At 59.0% G+C, this 22,414-nt stretch carries 22 protein-coding genes; 16 read left to right on the top strand and 6 right to left on the bottom strand.

Annotated elements, in window-relative coordinates; translation table 11 throughout:
• The first annotated feature begins 17 nt into the window (after positions 1–17).
• From nosZ to ASC97_RS18575, 6 genes are read left to right on the top strand one after another with little or no spacing between them, the layout of a single operon-like run.
• Complete coding sequence (gene nosZ, locus ASC97_RS18550) at positions 18–1,928, top strand: TAT-dependent nitrous-oxide reductase (protein ID WP_057469887.1); 1,911 nt, start codon at positions 18–20, stop codon at positions 1,926–1,928.
• Positions 1,928–3,298, top strand: coding sequence for a right-handed parallel beta-helix repeat-containing protein (locus ASC97_RS18555; RefSeq protein ID WP_082530059.1), 1,371 nt, complete (start codon positions 1,928–1,930; stop codon positions 3,296–3,298). The genes nosZ and ASC97_RS18555 overlap by 1 nt, the downstream gene beginning before the upstream one ends.
• The gene (locus tag ASC97_RS18560) at positions 3,295–4,212 is read left to right on the top strand and encodes an ABC transporter ATP-binding protein (protein WP_057469823.1); all 918 of its coding nucleotides are present in this window, start codon (positions 3,295–3,297) and stop codon (positions 4,210–4,212) included. Before ASC97_RS18555 ends, ASC97_RS18560 begins: the two co-directional genes overlap by 4 nt.
• Positions 4,209–5,036 (top strand): ABC transporter permease subunit, encoded by an 828-nt coding sequence (locus ASC97_RS18565; protein ID WP_057469824.1) that lies wholly within the window; start codon positions 4,209–4,211, stop codon positions 5,034–5,036. Before ASC97_RS18560 ends, ASC97_RS18565 begins: the two co-directional genes overlap by 4 nt.
• Positions 5,033–5,569 (top strand): nitrous oxide reductase accessory protein NosL, encoded by a 537-nt coding sequence (locus tag ASC97_RS18570; RefSeq protein ID WP_057469825.1) that lies wholly within the window; start codon positions 5,033–5,035, stop codon positions 5,567–5,569. Before ASC97_RS18565 ends, ASC97_RS18570 begins: the two co-directional genes overlap by 4 nt.
• Positions 5,562–6,566 (top strand): FAD:protein FMN transferase, encoded by a 1,005-nt coding sequence (locus tag ASC97_RS18575; RefSeq protein WP_057469826.1) that lies wholly within the window; start codon positions 5,562–5,564, stop codon positions 6,564–6,566. The genes ASC97_RS18570 and ASC97_RS18575 overlap by 8 nt, the downstream gene beginning before the upstream one ends.
• 180 nt (positions 6,567–6,746) lie before the next feature.
• Here the strand turns inward: ASC97_RS18575 and ASC97_RS18580 are convergent, their stop codons facing one another.
• The 5 genes from ASC97_RS18580 to ASC97_RS18600 all read right to left on the bottom strand — a co-directional run bounded on the left by ASC97_RS18580 (position 6,747) and on the right by ASC97_RS18600 (position 12,158).
• Complete coding sequence (locus tag ASC97_RS18580) at positions 6,747–8,336, bottom strand: copper resistance CopC/CopD family protein (RefSeq protein WP_057469827.1); 1,590 nt, start codon at positions 8,334–8,336, stop codon at positions 6,747–6,749.
• A gap of 16 nt (positions 8,337–8,352) precedes the next feature.
• A complete protein-coding gene (locus ASC97_RS18585; RefSeq protein WP_057469828.1) occupies positions 8,353–8,880 on the bottom strand; it encodes a YcnI family copper-binding membrane protein in 528 nt (175 codons plus the stop codon).
• Positions 8,881–8,937: 57 nt separating this feature from the next.
• Positions 8,938–9,381 (bottom strand): pseudoazurin, encoded by a 444-nt coding sequence (locus ASC97_RS18590; RefSeq protein WP_057469829.1) that lies wholly within the window; start codon positions 9,379–9,381, stop codon positions 8,938–8,940.
• A 112-nt stretch (positions 9,382–9,493) separates the two neighbouring features.
• Positions 9,494–11,419 (bottom strand): hybrid sensor histidine kinase/response regulator, encoded by a 1,926-nt coding sequence (locus tag ASC97_RS18595; RefSeq protein WP_057469830.1) that lies wholly within the window; start codon positions 11,417–11,419, stop codon positions 9,494–9,496.
• A 22-nt stretch (positions 11,420–11,441) separates the two neighbouring features.
• On the bottom strand, positions 11,442–12,158 hold the full coding sequence (locus ASC97_RS18600) for a Crp/Fnr family transcriptional regulator (RefSeq protein WP_057469831.1): 717 nt from the start codon (positions 12,156–12,158) through the stop codon (positions 11,442–11,444).
• Positions 12,159–12,394: 236 nt separating this feature from the next.
• Between ASC97_RS18600 and ccoN the strand changes: the two genes are divergently transcribed.
• From ccoN to ASC97_RS35405, 5 genes are read left to right on the top strand one after another with little or no spacing between them, the layout of a single operon-like run.
• The gene (gene ccoN / locus ASC97_RS18605; protein WP_057469832.1) at positions 12,395–14,017 is read left to right on the top strand and encodes a cytochrome-c oxidase, cbb3-type subunit I; all 1,623 of its coding nucleotides are present in this window, start codon (positions 12,395–12,397) and stop codon (positions 14,015–14,017) included.
• Positions 14,018–14,025: 8 nt separating this feature from the next.
• On the top strand, positions 14,026–14,760 hold the full coding sequence (gene ccoO, locus ASC97_RS18610) for a cytochrome-c oxidase, cbb3-type subunit II (RefSeq protein WP_057469833.1): 735 nt from the start codon (positions 14,026–14,028) through the stop codon (positions 14,758–14,760).
• Positions 14,761–14,770: 10 nt separating this feature from the next.
• Positions 14,771–14,923, top strand: coding sequence for a CcoQ/FixQ family Cbb3-type cytochrome c oxidase assembly chaperone (locus ASC97_RS18615; protein WP_057469834.1), 153 nt, complete (start codon positions 14,771–14,773; stop codon positions 14,921–14,923).
• Between the two features lies 1 nt (position 14,924).
• Positions 14,925–15,788: a cytochrome-c oxidase, cbb3-type subunit III gene (gene ccoP, locus ASC97_RS18620; RefSeq protein ID WP_057469835.1), complete on the top strand. Its 864-nt coding sequence runs from the start codon at positions 14,925–14,927 to the stop codon at positions 15,786–15,788.
• Between the two features lie 11 nt (positions 15,789–15,799).
• Positions 15,800–15,985 (top strand): hypothetical protein, encoded by a 186-nt coding sequence (locus ASC97_RS35405; RefSeq protein WP_057469836.1) that lies wholly within the window; start codon positions 15,800–15,802, stop codon positions 15,983–15,985.
• A gap of 126 nt (positions 15,986–16,111) precedes the next feature.
• On the opposite strand, the gene ASC97_RS18630 is transcribed toward ASC97_RS35405, so the two are convergent.
• On the bottom strand, positions 16,112–16,813 hold the full coding sequence (locus ASC97_RS18630; RefSeq protein ID WP_057469837.1) for a YoaK family protein: 702 nt from the start codon (positions 16,811–16,813) through the stop codon (positions 16,112–16,114).
• A 366-nt stretch (positions 16,814–17,179) separates the two neighbouring features.
• Here ASC97_RS18630 and ccoG point away from each other — a divergent pair, with 366 nt between their 5' ends.
• Genes ccoG through ASC97_RS18655 form a run of 5 tightly spaced genes read left to right on the top strand, consistent with a single transcriptional unit; the run spans position 17,180 to position 22,353 of the window.
• Positions 17,180–18,748, top strand: a complete 1,569-nt coding sequence (ccoG, locus tag ASC97_RS18635) for a cytochrome c oxidase accessory protein CcoG (protein ID WP_057469838.1) — start codon at positions 17,180–17,182, stop codon at positions 18,746–18,748.
• Complete coding sequence (locus tag ASC97_RS18640) at positions 18,745–19,230, top strand: FixH family protein (RefSeq protein WP_057469839.1); 486 nt, start codon at positions 18,745–18,747, stop codon at positions 19,228–19,230. The genes ccoG and ASC97_RS18640 overlap by 4 nt, the downstream gene beginning before the upstream one ends.
• The gene (locus ASC97_RS18645; protein WP_057469840.1) at positions 19,227–21,500 is read left to right on the top strand and encodes a cation-translocating P-type ATPase; all 2,274 of its coding nucleotides are present in this window, start codon (positions 19,227–19,229) and stop codon (positions 21,498–21,500) included. The genes ASC97_RS18640 and ASC97_RS18645 overlap by 4 nt, the downstream gene beginning before the upstream one ends.
• Before the next feature lie 5 nt (positions 21,501–21,505).
• Positions 21,506–21,664, top strand: a complete 159-nt coding sequence (gene ccoS, locus ASC97_RS18650) for a cbb3-type cytochrome oxidase assembly protein CcoS (protein WP_057469841.1) — start codon at positions 21,506–21,508, stop codon at positions 21,662–21,664.
• Between the two features lie 23 nt (positions 21,665–21,687).
• Positions 21,688–22,353, top strand: a complete 666-nt coding sequence (locus tag ASC97_RS18655) for a Crp/Fnr family transcriptional regulator (RefSeq protein ID WP_057469842.1) — start codon at positions 21,688–21,690, stop codon at positions 22,351–22,353.
• The last annotated feature ends 61 nt before the right edge of the window (positions 22,354–22,414 follow it).

The raw sequence follows: 22,414 nt of genomic DNA on the forward strand, positions 1-22,414 counted from the left end.
TCACCAAGGAGAAGGCAATGACAAAAGAAGAAAAACACCCGCTTTTCAATCGGCGGCAACTATTGGGAACCACTGCGTTCGCAGCGGCAGCCGGAGTGACCGGCGTCGGCGGGGCATTGACGCTTTCGGGAGCCATGGCCACACCTGCTGGCGCTGAAAGTCTCGATTACGAGGTCAAGCCGGGCGAACTGGACGAATACTATGTCTTCGTATCTGGGGGGCAGTCCGGTGAAATCCGCGTCGTCGGCCTTCCCTCGATGAGAGAACTGATGCGGATCCCGGTCTATAACCGCTGCAGTGCAACCGGCTGGGGCCTGACAAACGAAAGCCGCAAGGTTCTGACCGAGGGCCTCCTGCCGCAAACCCGCGAATTTCTCGCCAAGCGGGGTGGCGTATACCACAACGGCGACCTGCATCATCCCCATCCTTCCTTCACCGACGGGTCCTACGACGGCCGCTATCTGTTTGCCAACGACAAGGCGAACACCCGTGTCTGCAGAATCCGTCTCGACGTGATGAAGTGCGACAAGATTATCGAACTCCCCAACCAGCACACCGTTCATGGTCTGCGCGTGCAGAAGTACCCCAAGACCGGCTACGTCTTCTGCAACGGTGAAGACCGCGTTCCGATCCCGAACGACGGGAAGGTCCTCGATGATCCGAAGCAGTATCACGCCGTCTTCACGGCGGTTGACGGCGAAACGATGAAGGTCGCCTGGCAGATCATCGTGGATGGTAACCTCGACAACGTCGATGCAGACTATCAGGGCAAGTATTGCTTTGCGACCTGCTACAACTCGGAAGAGGGCGTCAACCTTCCGGAGACGATGGCGAAGGACCAGGACTGGGTCGTGGTCTTCAACCTCAAGCGGATCGAGGACGCGGTCGCCAAGGGCGAGTTCAAGGAAATCGGCGGCGTTCCAGTTCTCGACGGCCGCCATGGCTCGGCGTTCACCCGCTACATTCCGGTCTCCAACAGCCCGCACGGGATCAACACCGCGCCGGACGGTATCCACGTCGTGGCCAACGGGAAGCTGTCCCCGACAGTCACCGTCTTCGACGTCCGCAAGTTCGACGACTTGTTTGAGGACAAGATCAAACCGCGCGACACGGTCGTGGCCGAACCCCAGCTCGGTTTGGGACCGCTTCACACCGCATACGACGGCCGGGGCAACGCGTATACGACCCTGTTTATCGATAGCCAGATCTGCAAGTGGAACATCGAAGACGCCATTCGGGCCTTCAAGGGGGAGAAGGTCGATCCGATCCGCCAGAAGCTAGATGTGCAGTACCAGCCTGGTCACAATCACACGTCGATGGGCCAAACGAAGGATGCGGACGGGAAATGGCTCATATCGCTAAACAAGTTCTCGAAGGACCGCTATCTCAACGTTGGCCCTCTGAAACCGGAGAACGATCAGCTCATCGACATCTCCGGCGACAAGATGGTTCTCGTCCATGACAACCCGACTTTCGCCGAGCCCCACGACGCAACCATCGTTCACTCTTCGAAAATCAATCCGGTCAGCACCTGGAGCCGGGATGATGTTTTCTTCGCGGATGCGGTCGCGCAGGCCAAGAAGGACAACATCGATCTGTTGTCTGATTCCGATGTAATCCGTGATGGAGACAAGGTCCGCGTCTACATGACTTCGGCAGCGCCGGCGTTTGGCCTCGAATCCTTCTCGGTCAAGGAGGGCGACGAGGTCACGGTCTATGTCACGAACATCGACGATGTCGAAGACCTGACCCACGGCTTTTCCATCGTCAACTACGGTATCCAGATGGAGGTCGCGCCTCAAGCGACGGCTTCGGTCACCTTCACCGCCGACAAGGCAGGCGTCTACTGGTTCTATTGCTCGTGGTTCTGCCATGCGATGCACATGGAAATGCAGGGTCGCATGTTCGTCGAGCCCAAGGCGGCGTGATGCCTTCTCTTGGCAAAATATTGATCTTCGGCATGGCGGTCGCTTCGACCGCCATGCCGGCGCGCGCGAACGCTGCCGAGATTGAGGTCGGACCGCCCAACGCAGCAACGCTTCAACAGGTTCTCGATGCGTCTGCCGACGGCGATACCGTCAGGCTTGCTGCGGGCTCCTATCCCGGCCCGCTCGTCCTGACAAAGGCAGTCGTCCTGGAGGGCGTACCGGGCGCGGTCATTGTCGGACACGAGGTGGGCAGCGTGATCACTTTGACAGCCCCCAGGGCGGTCGTTCGAGGTCTCACGATAAAGGGATCGGGCTTTGATCTGGCAGCGCTTGATTCCGGCGTCTTCGTCGCCCAGTCGGCCACGGGCGCGGTGGTCGAGGACAACTTGATCACAGGAAATTTGAACGGAGTCTATCTCCACGGAGCAGCCGACGCTATCGCGCGGCGCAATGAGATCCAGGGGCTCACTGCCGGCCGTATGAGCGAGGCAGGAAATGGCGTCTCTCTATGGAACGCGCCAGGTGCGCAGATCGTCGACAACACGATAAGCTTCGGCAAGGACGGCATCTCGACGAACGCTAGCAGGCACAACGTCTTCACCGGAAATCGATTCCGCAATCTCCGGTTTGCCGTGCACTACATGTACACGAACGACAGCGTGATTGCCGGGAATGTCTCCGAGGGAAATCTTGTCGGCTACGCAATCATGTTTTCCAGCCGGTTGACGATTACGGACAACGTCTCCGACGGCGACCGCGATCACGGCCTCCTTCTCAATTTCGCCAACGGTTCGACCGTTCGACGCAACAAGGTCGTCGGCCGCCTCCAGCCGTCCGAAAGGTGGACGATGGGGGGCACCAGAGCCGACACCACCGATCTGCCTGTAGGAGAAGCCCGCCCGGCAGAGGGCGAGCAAATGCTGGGACCGGAAAAGTGCGTTTTCATCTACAACGCCAACCGCAACGTCCTGGAGAGCAACCTCTTTCAAAACTGCGCCATCGGCATCCACTTCACCGCCGGCTCCGAGGGGAACGAAATCACCGGGAACGCCTTCGTCAGCAATCGGAACCAGGTCAAATACGTCGGTTCCCGCTACCTCGACTGGTCAAAGAAAGGCCGAGGGAACTACTGGAGCGACAACCCGTCGTTCGACCTCGATGGCGACGGTCTGGGGGACGGTCCCTACCGTCCCAATGACATAATCGACACCGTGCTTTGGACGGCGCCCCAAGCCAAAGTTCTCACAACGAGCCCCGCGGTACAGATCATTCGCTGGGCGCAGGCCCAGTTTCCCTCCCTACTCCCTGGCGGCGTTATCGACAGCAAGCCGCTGATGGCTCCTCCCGCCCCGAAGGACGGTTCGCGATGACGTCGACAATTGCTCTGAACAACGTGTCTAAACGCTACGCTGACGTGGCCGCAATCGACGGCGTTTCGTTTGCTCTAAAAGAAGGCGAGTTGGTAGCGCTTGTCGGCCACAACGGCGCGGGCAAGACGACCCTGATCAAGGCGATCCTCGGCCTGCTTCGTCCCACGGACGGAACCGTGAGGGTACTGGGAGAGGATCCGGTATCGGGAAACCTCAGCGTCCGCAGGCAAGTCGGATACCTGCCTGAAAGCGTCTCGTTTCACCTGGCTCTGACCGGCCGGGAAATCCTGTCATTCTATGCCAGACTGAAACGCGTACCCCTCGATCAATGCCAGAAACTGTTCGATCAGGTCGGGCTGGCCAAAAGCGCTGCCGACCGGCCGGTAAGAACTTATTCGAAAGGGATGCGACAACGGTTGGGATTGGCCCAGGCGCTTTTGGGCGATCCTCGCCTTCTCCTCCTGGACGAGCCGACAAGCGGTTTGGATCCCGCGCTCCGGCGAAGCTTCTACGACCTCATCCTTGAGTTCAAGCAAAGAGGAACGACAGTCTTGCTTTCCTCCCATGCGCTCAGCGAACTGGAAGAGCGGGCCGAGCGCGTCGTCATCGTAAACGGTGGCCACAAGATTGCCGACGGCTCGCTCGACGAGCTGCGTCAGATCGCCTGCCTTCCAACTCACATAAGATTCAAGCCGAGCAGCTCGGCCACGACGAACCCGTGGTCGAACGGCCCGGTCAAATGGTTCGAGAGAAAGGACAGGTTTCTGGAGGCGGAGGTCCATCACAGGGACAAGATAGCAGTCCTCTCGGCCGTAACTTCGGATCCGGCCGCGCTCACCAGCATGACAATCATCGAGCCCACGCTCGACGACGTCTATGCACACTTTCTTCGAACTCAAGGGCAACGGCCATGAACAACATCCTGATCATTGCGCGCAAGGAGATTCAGGAGGGCCTGAGAAACCGATGGGTTCTTGCGGTGACGTTGCTTCTCGCCTCACTGGCACTGACGCTGTCGTTCCTTGGAAGCACACCTACTGGAAACGTCGTTGCCGGCCGCCTGGATATCGTCATCGTCAGTCTTGCAAGCCTGACGATCTTCCTAATTCCGCTAATAGCACTTCTCCTTGCGCATGACGCCATCGTCGGCGAGATGGAGCGCGGCACTCTGCTTCTCCTCTTGAGCTATCCCATCGGGCGCAGGCAGATCGTTCTGGGGAAATTCGTCGGTCACACACTTATTCTCTCTGTCGCGACCTTGGTGGGCTATGGCGCGGCCGGCGCCGCACTGATTGCTGCAGGAACTCCGGTCAGTGCAAGTAGCTGGATCTCGTTCGCCTGCATGATCGGCTCCTCCATTCTGCTGGGCGCGGTTTTCATGGCACTCGGGTACCTTGTTAGCGCCTCTGTCAGCCAGCGGAGTACGGCGGGCGGGATTGCCCTGGGGATCTGGCTGTTTTTCGTAATCATCTACGACATGGGACTGCTCGGCGCCCTGGTATCAACGAAGGGGCAGGGTTTTTCGCCGGGATTGCTGAGCGCCCTGCTCATGGCGAATCCGACTGATGCCTACAGGCTGCTCAACCTGGGATCAGAAGCGGCGGGATCGGTATCGGCAATGTCGGGCGTCGCCGCCGGCTCATTGCTGACGCCTCAGTTGCTGGTGGCTTCCCTGTTGCTGTGGGCCGCCGTTCCTCTTTCGCTCGCAATAGCTCGTTTCTCCAGGAGAGAACTATGACCCGCCCTATCGCCATGTCATTCATACTTTCGGCGTTGCTTCTCACCGGCTGCGAGAAGGCCGAAACGACAGTGCCAAAACCGCTGGAACTTACATCCGAAGCCGTGGACCACTTTTGTGGAATGAACGTCCTCGAACACCCCGGCCCGAAGGGTCAGATCATCCTCAGGGGCGGGGGCAAGGCCGTCTGGTTCAGCTCGTCACGCGACGCAGTCGCCTTCACGAGACTTCGCGAAGAACCGCAGGATGTCGCGGCGATCTACGTCTCGGACATGAGCAAAGCCTCGAGCTGGGAAAATCCGGGCAGTCGGAATTGGATAGACGCCGAGCGCGCGTTCTACGTCGTGGGAAGCAAGGTTCATGGTGGCATGGGTGCTCCCGAGACAGTTCCTTTCTCAGTGCGCGCGGATGCCAATGCCTTTGCGCACAAGAATGGCGGCAAAGTGCTGATTTTAAACGAAATCGAGGACAGCGACGTTTTGGCGACAGCGTCAGATGCCCCGGTCAACGCAGGGAGCGGCACTGATGGCTAAGTTGATGACCAGACGGCGCGCAATAGGGATCTTTGCTGCCGCGGCCGGGCTGCCCCTGCTTTACTCCAGTAGCGTGGCCAATTCCTCTCCATCGGCATTCGTGTGGAGCGGTCAGGCGCTGGGCGCGCCAGCAAAGTTGATATTGAATGACCACGACGCGGCCAGGGCTCATCGACTGATTGAGCTGGTCGTGACGGAAGTCGCGCGGCTGGAGAGGATGTTCAGCCTCTATCGTGACGATTCGGACATCGTGGAATTGAACCGCGCGGGCGGCCTTGTCGCACCGGAGCCGGAAATGCTGGCATTGCTTCATGTGTGCTACGGATTCTGGGAATCGACCGGCAGCCTTTTCGATCCGACCGTGCAGCCTGTCTGGGAACTTTACCGGGATCATTTCGCGAAACCAGGTGCAGATGAGCAAGGCCCCGACGCAACGGTTCTAAGAGATCGCCTCAAGCGCGTCGGGTTCGACGGCGTGAAGTTTGGATCGGGCCGCGTGGCGTTCACGCGCCCAGGAATGGCCATCACCCTCAATGGCGTGGCCCAAGGATTCGTTACCGATCGGGTTGTCGAGATACTGCGCGAGGCTGGCGTCGAAAGCAGCTTGGTGGACATGGGCGAAGAGCGTGCCATTGGCGCCCAGCAAGGGGGAGAACCTTGGCGGATAGGATTGGCGGCCACGCAAGACAGCGGCGAGCCCGACGCGGTGCTTTCCATCGTCAACCGCGCCGTCGCTACGTCGAGTTCTGCCGGATTTGTGTTCGATCAGTCTGGAAGCTTCGGGCACATCCTTCATCCAAGGGCTGGTGCCACACCAGAGCGCTATCGACGCGTTAGCGTGATAGCCGACAACGCCGTCACTGCCGACGCGCTGTCGACGGCTTTCAACCTGATGGATGTCGCCTCGATCAGGCAGGTGCTTAGAGGGTATCCCGACGCTTGCGTAGATCTGATCGATTTGACCGGGAGCCGTCAAGAACTTGGCCGCCAGGCCTAAAGAACGTGTGAGGTGACCCTCCAATCCTTCAGCTGTTTCGGAACCGGCCAACGGCCTGGCAAGGACGTCTTCGTCGCGATGCTGACACGTTGCCAGCTTCCCGGCTTTCGGCGAAGGATGGAGCATAGGCCGGCGCCAAACGGTCATTGCCTAAAAATCTGCTGAATGCCAGCGGGGATCCTATTTCGACAAACGGCCTTCAAGATGCGCCGATGTAAAATCGTCGATCAGGACTTCGACGTCGACTGTCCAGCCTGTTGGGTTGCCAATTGCCAGAACCGTTCCTTCCCAGCCGCCTTCTGGCGCCTTTCGCAGCTCGTACTTGAGCGGCTCGATGCCTGCCCCCGGATTCGTCAGTCGAAGCATCACCGAACGCGGTCCTATCGGTCCGAAATCAGCCCCCATGACGACGACATACGCGCGGAACACCCCGACGGAATCGCGACCAAGCTCCAGTTGCGCCATGAGCTTGTCTGAATGGAGATGAAGAGACATTGCTGGTTCATCCACGGCCGCCTCGGCAGGTCCGGCAAAGCGCCAGAGGGACGCTGCGCCGACGATGGCGATCGCCAATGCAATCTCGCAGGCAATGCTGCGTCGAAGACGCGTGCGAGCGGTCCGGCTCCCCGCAAGCGCCGGCTTCGTGAGCCAGAAGCGATTGTATCCTACGAGGATGCAGAGGACCCCAACGAGCGCGATTTTGACAGCCAGGACCTGACCGTAGAGCGAAGAAAGCATCTGCGAAATTTCGGGCAGCTCGATTAATGCAAGAGCTGCGCCTGCTGCAAGCATGAGAACGAACGGTACCGGAATCGCGCGCGAGAAGCCCAGGAGGGCGCGCTTTCTGACTCGTGTTCTGCTGAGCTGCCACAATGGCATCAGACTGCCGATCCAGAAGAGCATGGCCGCTCCATGAAGGAAAATGCATGTTCTGGCCAGCCAGCGCGGTTCGACGACGTTGCAGTGACCCGTGAACGTAAAGGCCGTTGAAGCGGCCACCGTCGCCAGTACTGCGGCGATGAGATTGCCTCTACGGTTTTCAGCGAGAGGAAGCGATACAAGGACGATAGACAGAAAGCCGAGGCCCGCCGCAATCAACGCGTTGCCGTGCGCGGCGTCTTTGAGGGGTTCAATCCCCCGGAACGCGAGACCCATGCCCGTTTCGTCCAGACCCTGCAGGTAAAGGCCTGTCACGAGAAGAAGGCCGCCGGGAACCAGCGTCCCGAAGGATCGTAGAGGCCCTTCGCGGCCAGGATCGAGCCAACGATGGAACAGCGCTCCCCCAACGAGAACCGCCAGGTAGAGTATCGTCACGATATGGACGAGCCATATGGCGACGTTCAGACCGGACGTTGCGGCTTCGCGGACATCAGGCGACGCAGGCGATGCCGCGCCGACATGAAAAACGAGCGAACCGCCGACCGGATGTCCGTCTTCGGACTCGACGCGGTAACTCACGATCACCGAGCCTTTGCCAACTGGATCTTTAAGATGGAATGTTACTGCCCTGCCGGTGGTGTCCGCGATCAGATTCTGACTGGCGCCATCCGCGTTTCTGGCTGCAGCCCTGATCACTCTGACAGGCTCGTTGAACTGTAGCCTGACGACGGAAGGAGACGTCTTGACGGTCTCATCGCTGGCCGGCGAAGAACTGACAAGAACGGCATGGGCATGCGCGCTAACTGGGACGAGAATGCTTATTGCGATGACAAGCAGGAGGCTTGCAGGCAGAAGGAGCAACGTCGCCCAGTTTTGAAGCTTGGAGCACATGGGCGACTACTCGCATTTAAGAGCGGGGCTGCTCGATCACGTCAAAGTAGGGGGCAGGGGTCTCATAGTCATCGGATGTCTTGCCCGCTGCAGGGATTTCGATCCAGCGTTCGGAAGCCCCGTCGGTGCATTCCTGAACGACCGGAACGTAGATCCGCGTTCCTGCGGGAATCTCCTTAGCGACGGTCCCACGGAAGATGAATTCGTCATATTCGTCGTCGGCGAGGCTGCCGCCGGTCCACACGATCTCGGTGACGCCTTCCTTCACGGGCTTTCCGTAAAGATCGTAGCTCTTTTCATATGCCGACTTGACCTTCTCTTCGCTCCAGCCGGGTTTCGGCATCGGTTTCGCCGAGAGGAGACCCTCGGGTACCTTCACACGGACCTTGATCGTCGGCTTGCCTTCGCAACCATGTCCAATGCGAACGACGGCCTTGTAGGCCTTGCCGGAAATACCTTGGTTCTGCTCCAGTGTTGCGTGAGCATGTGCGGCGCCGACAGCAAATAGGCCTGCCACGACCGCCAGTGAGACTTGCTTGATCATGAGTTTTCTCCGTCGCGGGCTGGCGCACATTTCCGGCGCCGCCCGCTACGAGTTTAGTTACTGGGCGAGTTGTGCGAGATCGACGTCAAGCCGCTTGCGCACCATGTTCGGAACCTTGGCCGTCTTGATGGCCTCGAGGTTTGCAGGCGCGTCGCCAACTTGGATCAAGGCGACCATGCCCATGCCAGCGTGCGGCGTGCATTTCACGACGTAGGCGCCAGGCACGTCGAACTTTGCCTGGTACTGTTCGCTGGCCTTCGATTTGAACTCGGGAGCGCCGTCCGGAATGAGACCCTTGAACGTTTCGACGTTATGGCTCTTGTCCGTCGGAACGAAGGTGATCGTATCGCCGGGAGCGATCTTCACGAAACTAGGTTCGAATACCATTGCGCCGGCAGTGCCCTTGTTGAGCATCTGAACCTGGTGGTCAGCAGCCATCAACGGCGCCGTCGAAGCAATCAAGGCTGCCGTTGCAGCAATCAGACCGTACTTCAAACGCATTTGCATATCTCCTGTTCTTCGAGGCCGACTTGGCCTCTGGGACGCTTTCTAAGACATGCGATGGATGCGTTCTTTGACGCTCGTCAAACTGGGAAAAATGAAAGCTTCCGGATCAACGCTCGTCGAGGAGCTCGCGAACTTTCGAAGCAAGTTCTCGGGCCGTGTATGGCTTGCGAAGCCACTGCGAGCCAATGATCCCATCGGTTTCGGTCAGCCCTGGTTCCGAGTAGCCGGACGTAAAGAGAACGGACATGTCAGGACGAAGGTTGCGGGCCTCGCGGGCCAGTTCGTCGCCCGTCATTCCGCCGGGCATCACGATGTCGGTGAAGAGAAGTGCGATTTTGTCGTCGGCCCTTAGGACTTCCATCGCACGGCGTCCGCTATCCGCCTCGAGAACCGAATATCCCATCGAGGACAACCTTGCTACGGCGACGCGCCGGACGCGAGGATCGTCCTCGACGACCAAAACCAGTTCGTCGCCCTGAGGAAGGGGGCTTTCAACCGGCTCCGGCCCCTGTTGGACCTCCTGGGATCCGGAACTGCCGATGGCAGGCAGATAGATCCGGATCGTGCTCCCACGCCCAGTTTCGCTGTATAGCTGGAGGTGTCCACCGGACTGCTTTACGAAGCCATAGACCATACTGAGGCCAAGTCCGGTACCAGCGCCCACGTCCTTTGTCGTGAAAAATGGTTCTATCGCGCGTTTTTGCACTTCTTCGGACATGCCAGCGCCAGTGTCGGTCATCGAGATCAGAACGAAATTGCCGCTGCGGACTTCCGGGTACATCTTGGCGTAGTCGGCATCCAGATGCACTCGCGAGATTTCCGTCGTGAGACTTCCGCCCCTCGGCATTGCGTCTCGGGCGTTCAGCGCGATGTTCAAGATGGCGTTCTGAAGTTGCGAGCTGTCCACGAGCACGTTCAGGCCCGCGCCGGCAATCACAGTCGAGAGCTTGATGTTCTCGCCCAGCGTTCGCCTCAGGAGATCCGAAAAGCCGGAAACCAGCTGTCCGAGATCCGCGGGTTTTGGGCTTAATGGCTGCCGCCGTCCGAACGCCAGCAACTGCCCGGTGAGTTTCGCGCCGTCTGCGGCGGCGTCCTGTGCCTCTTTCAAGAGGCCCCTAAGCTGTCCCTGCGGCAGCTTGTCCTCAATCATTTCCAGATTGCCGCTGATCACCGTGAGCAGATTGTTGAAGTCGTGAGCGATCCCCCCGGTCAATTGGCCGACCGCCTCCATCTTTTGAGATTGGCGAAGGTCTTCCTCGATTCTGACCTTGCTGGTGAGGTCGCGCACGAACCCTGTGAAGATTCGCTCTCCATTGGCCGTCGCCTCGCCTACATGGAGCTCCATCGGGAAATGGGAGCCGTCGGCACGCTTGCCCGTTACGACGCGGCCGTAGCCGATGATACGCTTTTCACCAGTCTTGAGATAGTGATCGATATAGCCGTCGTGAGAGTCCCGGTAGGGATTGGGCATCAAGTTGCTCACGTTTCGTCCGCAGATCTGCTCGGACGACATGCCGAACAGTTTCTCGGCCGCCTTGCTGAAAGAAAGCACCATCCCGCTGTCGTCGATGACAACCATGGCATCGGGGACCGTGTCCAGGATCGAACTTAGATGGGCTTCCCGCGCGTTGACCGCTTCCTGGGCGCGTCTGAGAGCGCTGACATCGCTGTTTGTCTGGATGACGGCCAGATCTCCGTCGGTGAGGTTGACCAAGACGCAGCGCGTCGCGACGTGGATGAGATGTCCGCTCTTATGGCGGTCAATGATCTCGCCCTGCCAGAAGCCATGAGACTTGAGTTGGGCATGAATAGTGTCCGCAGGTTCTGGAAACTGCGTCTCGAGGAGCTCGTATACTTTCTCGCCGACAGCTTCCTCCCTCGTCCAGCCATACATGTTCTCGCACCCGATAGACCAATGGGTGATGGTGCCTTCAGAGCGATGTATAATTATGTCCGCCCCGTCGAGCACGTGCACCAGGGCATCCAGTTCCTTAGGTGATGCGGTGCGCGGCGATATCAGGCGATGGGGCATGGCTTACCTGGGTCTCTCTGCATTAGTGGAGCCTGACCCTATGGCAGGTTTTGTCCGAGAAATCATCAGCGTTCCCCGACAACTGCATCAGACGATTGAGGTTCACAATTCTCAGGTCATGTCGTCCTTCCGGGACGACGACATTCCGCGACGCAAGCTTTGTGATGGTTCTTGAGACGGTTTCGATGGTGATGCCAAGATAGTCCGCGATGTCCTGTCGGCTCATGGGGACCCGCAGCAAGCCCTGGCGCATCTGAGCGTCAGGACGGGAGGCAAGCTTCACGATGAAGCTGCAGAGCCGTTCCTCCGCGTTCAACTTGGACAACAGCACCATCTGGTCGTTGGCGGCCGCTGTTTCCTGACATAGCAGGTTGATGTAGACGGGACGGAGTAACTCCGATCGTGCGACTTCCTCGTGGAAGCTCTTTCGCGATACCCGTCGGATCTTGCAGTCGCTCACCGCCTCGGCTGTGAAGAGGAACGCATCCTGAAGCGACGCGCCTATGAGATCGCCGGCAAAGTGGAAAGCGGTGATTACACGACGGCCTTCGCCGATGATGCGATGCAGACGGACCACGCCTTCGACGACCTGAAACAGATGGCTGGCAGTGTCACCCTCCCAGCAGATCGCCTTCCCAGCTGCGATCGCTTCTGTCGCGGAGGTCAGAAAAAGAGACGAGAGCATGACATCGTGCGTTGGTCCTGCAGGCTCGAAGGCGGCGTTGTTCTGCATCAGCACGGCAGTATTCCCTCTTGTTTGGTGAGGGCACTAGATCGTCGCTACGTCACACAGAAATGATCGGACGGTTTCAAAAGGTGAAACTTTGTAACAGATTGTAATAGCGGCGGGCTTCGACCGAAACTGCGGTGTCGTTGATCTAAATCAAGGAGCCTCTCCCGCGCCCGTGACAGTCCTTCCCCAAAGTACGAGAGAGCCGGCCGCGACGCGGTCGACTGCGCACTGGGGACGACGTCATGAAGTATGCAACTGAAACGATGGTGGTCGCGGTGGGGGCATTCCTAGCCTTGCTGGGTGCTGCCTTCGCCCACGACCATCTATTTGCGATCCATATGAGCATTCTTTGCTTCTGCCTTCTCGCGGGCACCGTGCTGCTGATGAGAAACATGGATTTCTCGCCGGCAGGACGGATGCCGACGATAGAAGCGTCGGGCTATTTCGACGAAGTCATTCGCTACGGCCTTATTGCAACAGTCTTCTGGGGCGTGGTTGGCTTTCTTGTTGGAGTGGTCGTCGCTCTCCAGTTGGCCTTCCCCGATCTGAATCTGGCGCCGTACCTCAATTTTGGACGCCTGCGTCCGGTCCACACGTCTGCGGTCATCTTCGCCTTCGGCGGCAACGCCTTGATCATGACATCCTTCTACGTCGTCCAGCGTACCTGTCACGCGCGCCTGTTCGGCGGCAGCTTGGCCTGGTTCGTGTTCTGGGGTTATCAGCTCTTCATCGTCATGGCGGCGACAGGCTACGTGCTCGGGATCACGCAGGCACGTGAATACGCGGAGCCAGAATGGTACGTCGACATCTGGCTGACTGCCGTGTGGGTCGCCTACCTGGTCGTTTACCTCGGAACCATTCTGAAGCGCAGGGAACCACACATCTATGTCGCAAACTGGTTCTATCTGGGCTTCATCGTAACGATCGCGATGCTGCACGTGGTGAACAACCTCGCGGTACCCGCATCGGTTCTCGGCACCAAGAGCTACTCGGCGTTCTCGGGCGTGCAGGACGCATTGACGCAATGGTGGTACGGCCACAACGCCGTCGGCTTCTTCCTGACGGCCGGCTTTCTGGGGATGATGTATTACTTCGTCCCGAAGCAGGCCAACCGCCCCGTCTACTCCTACCGCCTGTCGATCATTCACTTCTGGGCCCTGATCTTCATGTATATCTGGGCAGGCCCACACCACCTTCACTACACGGCGTTGCCTGATTGGGCGCAAACGCTCGGCATGGTGTTTTCAATCATGCTCTGGATGCCGTCTTGGGGCGGCATGATCAACGGCCTGATGACCCTGTCGGGTGCATGGGACAAGATCCGCACCGATCCGATCATCCGCATGATGATCGTTGCCATCGCCTTTTACGGAATGTCGACCTTCGAGGGGCCGATGATGTCGATCAAGACCGTCAATTCACTCAGCCACTACACTGAGTGGACGATTGGCCATGTGCACTCCGGCGCTCTCGGCTGGGTCGGAATGATCACCTTCGGCGCCATCTACTATCTGACGCCAAAGCTCTGGGGACGCGAGCGTCTCTATAGCCTACGCATGGTCAACTGGCACTTCTGGCTCGCCACCCTCGGTATCGTGATCTACGCCGCCGTTCTTTGGGTCGCCGGCATCCAGCAGGGACTGATGTGGCGCGAGTACAATTCGCAGGGCTTCCTCGTCTACTCGTTCGCCGAGACCGTCGCTGCAATGTTCCCGTACTACGTACTTCGGGCCGTTGGCGGAGCGCTGTATCTGGCGGGCGGCGTCGTCATGGCATGGAACGTCTTCATGACGATCCGCGGCCATGTCAGGACCGAGGCAGCTATTCCGACAGCTTACGTGCCCCAGGCACAGCCTGCCGAGTGAGGTGAGAAATGGCATCGATATTAGACAAACACCAAATCCTCGAGAAGAACGCCACGCTCCTGTTGGTTGGGTCGCTTCTCGTGGTCAGCATCGGCGGCATCGTTGAGATCGCGCCCCTGTTCTATCTTCAGAACACCATCGAGAAGGTGGAGGGGATGCGTCCCTACACGCCCTTGGAACTGGCAGGACGCAACATCTACATCCGCGAGGGCTGCTATCTCTGCCACAGCCAGATGATCCGACCGTTCCGTGACGAAGTGGAACGATACGGCCATTACTCGCTGGCGGCCGAATCTATGTACGACCACCCCTTCCAGTGGGGCTCCAAGCGCACCGGTCCAGATCTGGCACGCGTTGGGGGACGTTACTCCAATGAGTGGCACGTTCAGCACCTCGCCGATCCGAGAGCCGTGGTGCCGGAATCGATCATGCCGAAGTACGCCTTCCTCAAGGAGCAGGATGTCACCGTCAAGAATGTTGGGATGGACCTCAAAGCCAACGCGGACGTCGGCGTGCCCTATACCGAGGCCATGCTCGCCAATGCGGAGGCGGACATGAAGGCCCAGGCCGATCCAAACGCCGACACGACCGAGCTTCTGGCTCGGTACCCGAAGGCGAGGGTCGGCGACTTTGACGGCGATCCGTCCAGGCTCACCGAAATGGACGCGCTTGTGTCCTACCTGCAGATGCTCGGAACGTTGGTCGACTTCTCGACCTACGACGACGCGACCGGCTACCGATGAGGTGATCCAAGTGGAAACTTACACAGCAATGCGGCACTTCGCCGACAGTTGGGGCCTGGTGGCCATGGCAGCTTTCTTCGCAGGCGTCGTGGTCTTCACCCTGCGTCCCGGCAGCAAGCAGATGGCACAAGAGGCCGCCGATATTCCCTTGAAGGATGACTGAAATGTCGGAAAAGCATATCGATGAAGTCAGCGGCGTCGAGACCACCGGTCACGAATGGGACGGCATTCGCGAACTGAACAACCCGATGCCACGGTGGTGGGTGTGGACGTTCTACGCGACGATCCTCTGGGCGGTCGGCTACGCCCTGGCCTACCCGGCGATCCCGCTGATAACCTCCACCACCAAGGGACTTCTTGGCTTCTCCAGCCGTGCTGAGTTGCAACAGGATCTTGAACTGGCCAAGGCTGGCCAGATCAAGTTTCATGACATGATCGCTGCGAAGACGGTGCAGGAAATCGACGCCGACCCCGCCCTTCGTGAATTTGCGATTGCAGGGGGCGCATCGGCATTCAAGGTCAACTGCGCGCCTTGCCATGGTTCCGGCGCGAGCGGAGGCCCCGGCTTTCCCAACTTGAACGACGACGATTGGCTGTGGGGCGGCGATCTGGATTCCATCCACACAACGATCTCGCACGGTATTCGCTTCGACACGGACCCCGACACCCACGTCTCCGAAATGCCGGCGTTTGCCGAAATGCTGGACCGCGCCCAGATCGGGCAGGTGGCAGCGTACGTCTGGGGAATGACCAACACGCCGAGCGACTCAGCGCGCGCCGGGTCGGGCAAGCAGATCTTTCTCGACAACTGTGCGGCCTGCCATGGCGAGGATGGCAGGGGCAAGGTCGACATGGGAGCCCCAAATCTCGCCGACGCAATCTGGCTGAAGGGCAGGGGGGAGGACGCGATTGCACGACAGGTCGGCGCGCCGAAGCACGGCATGATGCCGGGGTGGTCAGCGCGACTGGGTGACACGACCGTGAAGGAACTGACCGTGTTCGTCCATTCGCTCGGCGGTGGAACCTAGGAGACTTGAAGATGACGTCACACGACCACAATCCGCTACTCGGCCTTTATGGCACTCCACGCGCAGCGATTCATACACGCATCTCGGCTCGGGCAAAGTCGACGCAACCGCCGTGCGAACAAGAGGATCCAGAAAAGATCGGAAGTTCGATTATCAATCTGACCTGTCTCAAAGATCACAAGACCACAAGCCGCTAGTTTGGCACCGGCCCGGGAGCGCTCCTTAGGGCCGCGACTCATCTGAGTTGCGGCCTTTTTCGCAGTTTGGAAGCCAAGTCGACGACAGTTGCAAGGCACAGTCGCTGCTCAGTTGAGACGATCGAGTTAACGCTGGGGCAACCGAACCAAATATCGCACGCACATAACCAGTATCACGAGGGAAAACCCGCAAAACACCGCGCCTTCTGACAAGCGGTAGCCAAGCACACCGACCGTACCGCCGACGAGAAATGATCCTATCGTGGCGCCGTGCAGCTTAAGGCGGTCCCGAATATGCTTGGCGGCATGTGTATCATTTGTATCCAGCATCTGGGCCATTCCGACTCCAATATCGGTTGCGATGCCCGATACGTGCGTCGTCCTCACCTTGCTGCCGGATATTCTCGTGGACGCCGCGTTCTGAATGCCCATAGCGAAACTTATGACACCTACAATTCTGACGCCGCTGACATGAGTAACCGAGATCAGTGACCAGACGCCGATCGCCATAAGCAATGCTGCCTCGGTTAGAAGCGTAATCGCATAAATGGCCCCGAGATGCCGACGCTTGCCGAACTGGATAAACAATGACGCCGAAAATGCTCCTGCCATGAACATCGCAACAATGACAAGAAACGCTACCGCAAGATCGAAGTCTCCTATCGAAACGTAGTCGGAAACCAACGATACGTTACCGGTCATATTCGCCGAAAAGTAGCCGAAACCGAGGTAGCCGGCGCTGTTGACGCCTCCCGCAACAAAGGCCAGCGACGAGGCGAGGAAAATGTCCGTGGACAAGGTGCGGCTCTCGCCTTCTTTTACCAGCATGGCGTCGTTCTCATTGAACAACGATCTGAACAGATTCTAGGTGCACGGTCGAGTGGGTGAGACCTGCTGCCCCTAAATTGGGAGTTTGAAATTCACCTCCAATTTGACTTGCCTCAAAGAACCCTGCTCGCAGGCTGCTAAACTCGCGCCGGTCTAGTGGAGGTCAAATCGCGCAACATCTCCCCAATCCGACTCAAAGAAGAGAAGCCAAAGAGCCGCCATGCATTTGTCGCCTAGCTCCTCAAAGGCCGCGTCTCCTGTCCTGGGCGCGGCCTCTTTTTTGGCCGAACGTCCGTTCTTGATCTGCGTCAAGGAGCGGCGACCGGGAAGGTGCAAGAACGGGCGTGTGAAAATCGGATAAGCCCCATGAACCTCTACACAGCGCCTGATCCCCAGAACGTCGAGCGCCTCAATGTCGAGCCCGTCAACGCTCGCCGCAACCGCCAGCCGCTCTATGCAGCCCGGAAGAAGGTGTTCCCGAAGCGTGCCCAAGGTCGCTTTCGACAGTTCAAATGGATGGTGATGCTGGTGACCCTCGGCATCTACTATCTTGCGCCCTGGATCCGCTGGGACCGTGGTCCCTACGCGCCCGATCAGGCCATTCTCGTAGACCTGTCCTCCCGGAGGTTCTTCTTTTTCTTCATCGAGATCTGGCCACAGGAATTCTACTATATAGCCGGCCTTCTCGTGATGGCGGGGTTCGGCCTGTTTCTGGTGACGTCAGCGGTTGGTCGCGCGTGGTGCGGATACGCCTGTCCGCAGACCGTCTGGGTGGATCTCTTTTTGGTGGTCGAACGAGCCATCGAAGGCGACCGAAACGCCAGAATGAGGCTTGACGCCGGGCATTGGAATTTCGACAAGGTCCGCAAACGCGTGACCAAGCATGTGATCTGGCTGCTGATCGGGGTAGCCACCGGCGGGGCTTGGGTCTTCTATTTCGCAAACGCTCCAGAGTTAGTGATTTCGCTGTTGACCGGGCAGGCCGGAGCAATCGCCTACACCACTGTCGCGACACTCACCGCCACGACCTACGTACTGGGAGGCCTCATGCGCGAGCAGGTTTGCACCTACATGTGTCCCTGGCCACGAATCCAGGGCGCAATGCTGGACGAGAGCTCACTCGTCGTGACCTACAATGACTGGCGTGGTGAACCCCGCTCGCGTCACGCGAAGAAGGCCCAGGCTCAAGGCATCGCCCTCGGAGATTGCGTCGATTGCAACGCCTGCGTTGCGGTGTGCCCGATGGGTATCGACATCCGCGACGGACAGCAGATGGAGTGCATTACCTGTGCGCTTTGCATCGATGCCTGCGATGGGGTCATGGACAAACTCGGCAAGCCACGTGGCCTGATAGCGTATGCCACGCTGAGCGAGTACTCGAGCAATATGGCACTGGCGACAGACGCGGGGCGTACCCCGGTCCAGCCCGGCAATGTACGGCGAGAGGACGGGACGTTCGTTGATGCGGTTCGTCACTTCAATTGGCGCATCATTTTTCGACCAAGAGTCGTCTTCTATGCTGTCGTGTGGACGTTGATCGGCATTGCAATGCTCGTACATCTGGCCTTGCGCGATCGCCTCGAACTCAACGTCGTGCACGACCGCAATCCGCAATACGTGCTGGAAAGCGACGGTTCCATCCGTAATGGCTACACCCTTCGCATTCTCAATATGGTGCCGAGGCCCAGAAGGTTGGAAATCAGCCTTTCGGGCCTCGAAGACGCGACAATGCGTATCCCCGAGTTCAGCAAGGAAGACGCGCGCAGCTTCACGATGGACGTCCAACCGGACGTCGCCACCGCGCTGAAAGTCTTCGTTACCCGCAAGCAGACGGGCGCCCCGGTCAACGAATTCCTGTTCGTCATCGACGATTCCGGCCATTCGGATCGAGCAACTTACCGCGCCGCATTCAACGCCCCAGGAGAGGCCAAATGACCGTACGCGCTCAAGGATTCACTGGCCGTCACATGCTCCTCGCGACGTCGGCCTTCTTCGGGGTCGTGATAGCGGTCAACGTCACGATGGCCTGGTACGCGTCGTCGAGTTGGAGTGGTCTCGTCGTAGCAAACACTTACGTTGCCAGCCAGGAATTCAATCGGAAGGCCGAAGCAATGCGGGCGATGGCAGCGTCGGGCATTATCGGGGAGCTCTCGTTGAAGGATGGCGCAATTCATTACAGCATCCGCAACAAGGATCGGTCACCTACGATGGTTGACGAGGTGATCGCGAATTTCAAGCGACCCGTTGGCGACCACGAGGACTTCCAGGTCATGTTCAGGAAAACAGGCGAAGGTCTGTTCGAAGCCAATCACCGGCTCGCGTCGGGCGACTGGATCGTAGAAGTGATCTCGCGCAGGGGCGATAGGATCGTCATGCACGAAGCTGCTCGCATCGATACGGCGGGGTTCGGCCAATGACCTGCTGCGACATGAATACCGAGAGCGTGCTCGCAATGAGCACTACGTCCTTCAGTGCCCAGGAGATTGCGCTTGCCAGCCATCCGCTGGGCGACGGTCTTCAACAGCTCGATATCAGCGTGCCCGACGTGCACTGCGGAGGATGCATTTCGGCAATCGAGAAGGCGCTATACGCGCTGCCTTATGTAGCCAAGGCAAGGGTCAACCTTACGTCCCGACGCGTGACATGCGTCTATTCTCAGGATTTTGAAAATCGGACAACGGATCCGACCGGAATTATCAGCGCGATCACCGCGGCAGGATACCGGGCCCACCTGTTTACCCCGCTGGCTTCCGAGAACGATGTCACCAGAAACCAGCTTCTGCTTGCTGTCGGTGTCTCCGGGTTTGCGGCTACCAACATCATGCTCCTGTCGGTGTCGGTCTGGTCTGGAGCGGACGCCGCGACGCGCGACATGTTCCACTGGATCTCTGCGATGATCGCCGCACCCGCCCTGGTTTACGCGGGTCGTTTCTTCTTTCGGTCTGCCTGGAATGCGCTCAAGCATGGCCGCACCAACATGGACGTCCCGATCTCCCTGGCGGTGACGCTTTCCTATGCCGTATCGCTTTGGGAAACCATTCATCATGGGGAACATGCCTGGTTCGATGCATCGGTCTCTTTGCTGTTTTTTCTTCTGATTGGCAGAACGCTTGATCATATGATGCGAGAAAAGGCGCGAGCAGCAATCAATGGGCTGGCTCGGCTCGCGCCCCGAGGCGCCCTTCTCGCGATGCCCGACGGTTCGCGCCGTTATGTTGCGCTGGAGGAGATCTCGGTTGGGGATGAAATCGCGATCGCCGCCGGCGAACGCATTCCCGTAGACGGCGCCGTTGTCAGCGGGGAGAGCGACCTGGATCTTTCGATCGTTACAGGCGAAAGCAGTCCCGTTGCGGTGTTCAAGGGAAGCCAGGTCAGCTCGGGCGGGATGAACCTGACGGGTTCCCTGGTAGTCACGGCAACCAAGCTTGCGAAGAACTCGCTTCTGGCGGAGATCATCAGCCTCATGGAGGCGGCGGAAGGGGGACGGGCACGCTACCGTCGCATCGCCGACCGCGCCGCCTCCCTCTATTCGCCCGCAGTTCATCTCCTTGCGTTGGCTTCGTTTCTTGCCTGGGGCTTCATCGGCGGGGACTGGAAGCATGCAATGCTGGTCGCGGTGGCCGTCTTGATCATCACATGCCCATGCGCTCTCGGTCTTGCCGTCCCCGTGGTGCAGGTCGTCGCCGCAGGCGAACTGTTCCGAAAAGGCGTGATGGTAAAGGACGGTTCGGCCCTGGAGCGGCTAGCGGAGGTCGATACCGTCGCTTTCGATAAAACTGGAACGTTGACGATCGGAGTTCCAAAACTCGTCGCGACTGACACTCCGGACGAGGCAGCGCTTGCGATAGCCGTGGGACTGGCCGCCCATTCCCGACATCCGCTGTCGCAGGCACTGGTTCGAAGCATCCGCGCGGCGCCTGTGACATTCGACCGCGTGATCGAAATTCCAGGCGGCGGGCTTGAGTGTTCACATGGCGACACGACCTATCGACTGGGCAATACTTTGTTCGCCGGTGCCGGCGTCGGGCCGGAAAACGACAGCCCGCTTTCCGAAGTTGTCCTGTCAAAGGACGGAGCCATTCTGGCCCGTTTTTTCTTCGATGACACTTTAAGACCCGGTGCCGGTGAAGCGATCGGGCAACTCGAAGCGGCGGGTTTTGAAACCGTGATTATTTCCGGCGATCGGCAGAGCGTCGTAGACAACGCGGCGCTAGCGCTAAAGGTAGATCGCGCATTGGGCGCCATGACGCCCAAGCAGAAAGTCGTGGAATGCCAGCGCCTCAACTCGGCGGGACATCGCGTCCTCATGGTAGGCGACGGCATCAACGACGCACCGGCGCTTGCCGCCGCGCACGTTTCGATAGCGCCCGCCACCGCGTCGGACATCGGGCGCCAAGCCGCCGATCTCGTGTTTTTCAATGAAAGACTGGACGCAGTCCCTCAGGCGATCACCCTCGCAAGGAGGTCCGCAGCACTTATTCGTCAGAATTTCGCGCTCGCGATCGGCTACAATGTATTGGCGGTCCCGGTCGCAATCGCAGGATATGCGACCCCCCTTGTCGCCGCGGTGGCCATGTCGACATCGTCGATCATCGTCGTGACGAACGCCCTCCGGCTGAACTCGTTCGGAGCGACGAAGGCCCCCCCGAGGCTGGACCGGTTGCCGGTCGACGGCAGGAAGGTCTAAACCGCATGAACATGCTGATCTACCTCATCCCTATCGCACTGTTCATGGGCGGCATCGGCCTTGTCGCCTTCCTCTGGTCTCTCAGGAGCGGTCAGTACGAGGATCTCCAGGGAGACGCTTGGCGGATACTCGCAGACGATGAAGGTGAAAACCCGAAACTATAGACGCCACCACGAAAGGCAGGACGATGCTCGCTAAAAATCCCGTGCTCCTGCGATCCGAGCTGTTCGCAGGATTGGATCGACAAACCACAGAAAGGTTGTTGGCATTGGCAAGGGCGAGAACATTCTCCCCGCACGAACAGATCGTCGCGGAAGGTCAGAAGGCGATGTTCGTCGCCTGTGTGATGAACGGTCTTGTTCGACTTACCAAGAAGGAATCCACAGGACGGCAAGCCGATGTCTGCATCTGCGAACCCGGCGACATCTTCGCGGAATATCTTCTGGCTGGTGGGGAGGCGTATGTTCACGGGGCTTCGGCGGCGGACTTCACCGAAGTTGCGCTTTTCGACCTGGAAGGCCTGCGGTCCTTGGCGGAGAAAAATCGCGACGTTCAGGCCAATGTCATGCGCATCATGGCCCGGCACCTTGTGGGGTCAATGGACTGCATAGCGGGGGATCGTCTTCATACGGCCGCACAACGCGTTGCAAACTATCTCCTCGGGCGGTGCCCGCCGTTGGCGTCACGGGTAACACTCAGCTTGCCGTACCAGAAGCGGGTACTCGCGGGAAAGCTGGGCTTGGCACCGGAGGCTCTATCTCGTGCCTTCGCCTCTCTGGCGCCAGCCGGTGTCGTAGTCAGGGGAAAGACAATTTCCGTCGAGAGCGTAAACCTGCTCCGAGAAGAATGCTGAGTGGCCGACGGCGCTTTGGGGCCAATCTTATCTTGGGGTAGAGAGCTGAAATTCGCGGTCA

It is taken from the genome of Rhizobium sp. Root1203 (assembly GCF_001424945.1).
Taxonomy (GTDB): Bacteria; Pseudomonadota; Alphaproteobacteria; order Rhizobiales; family Rhizobiaceae; genus Rhizobium.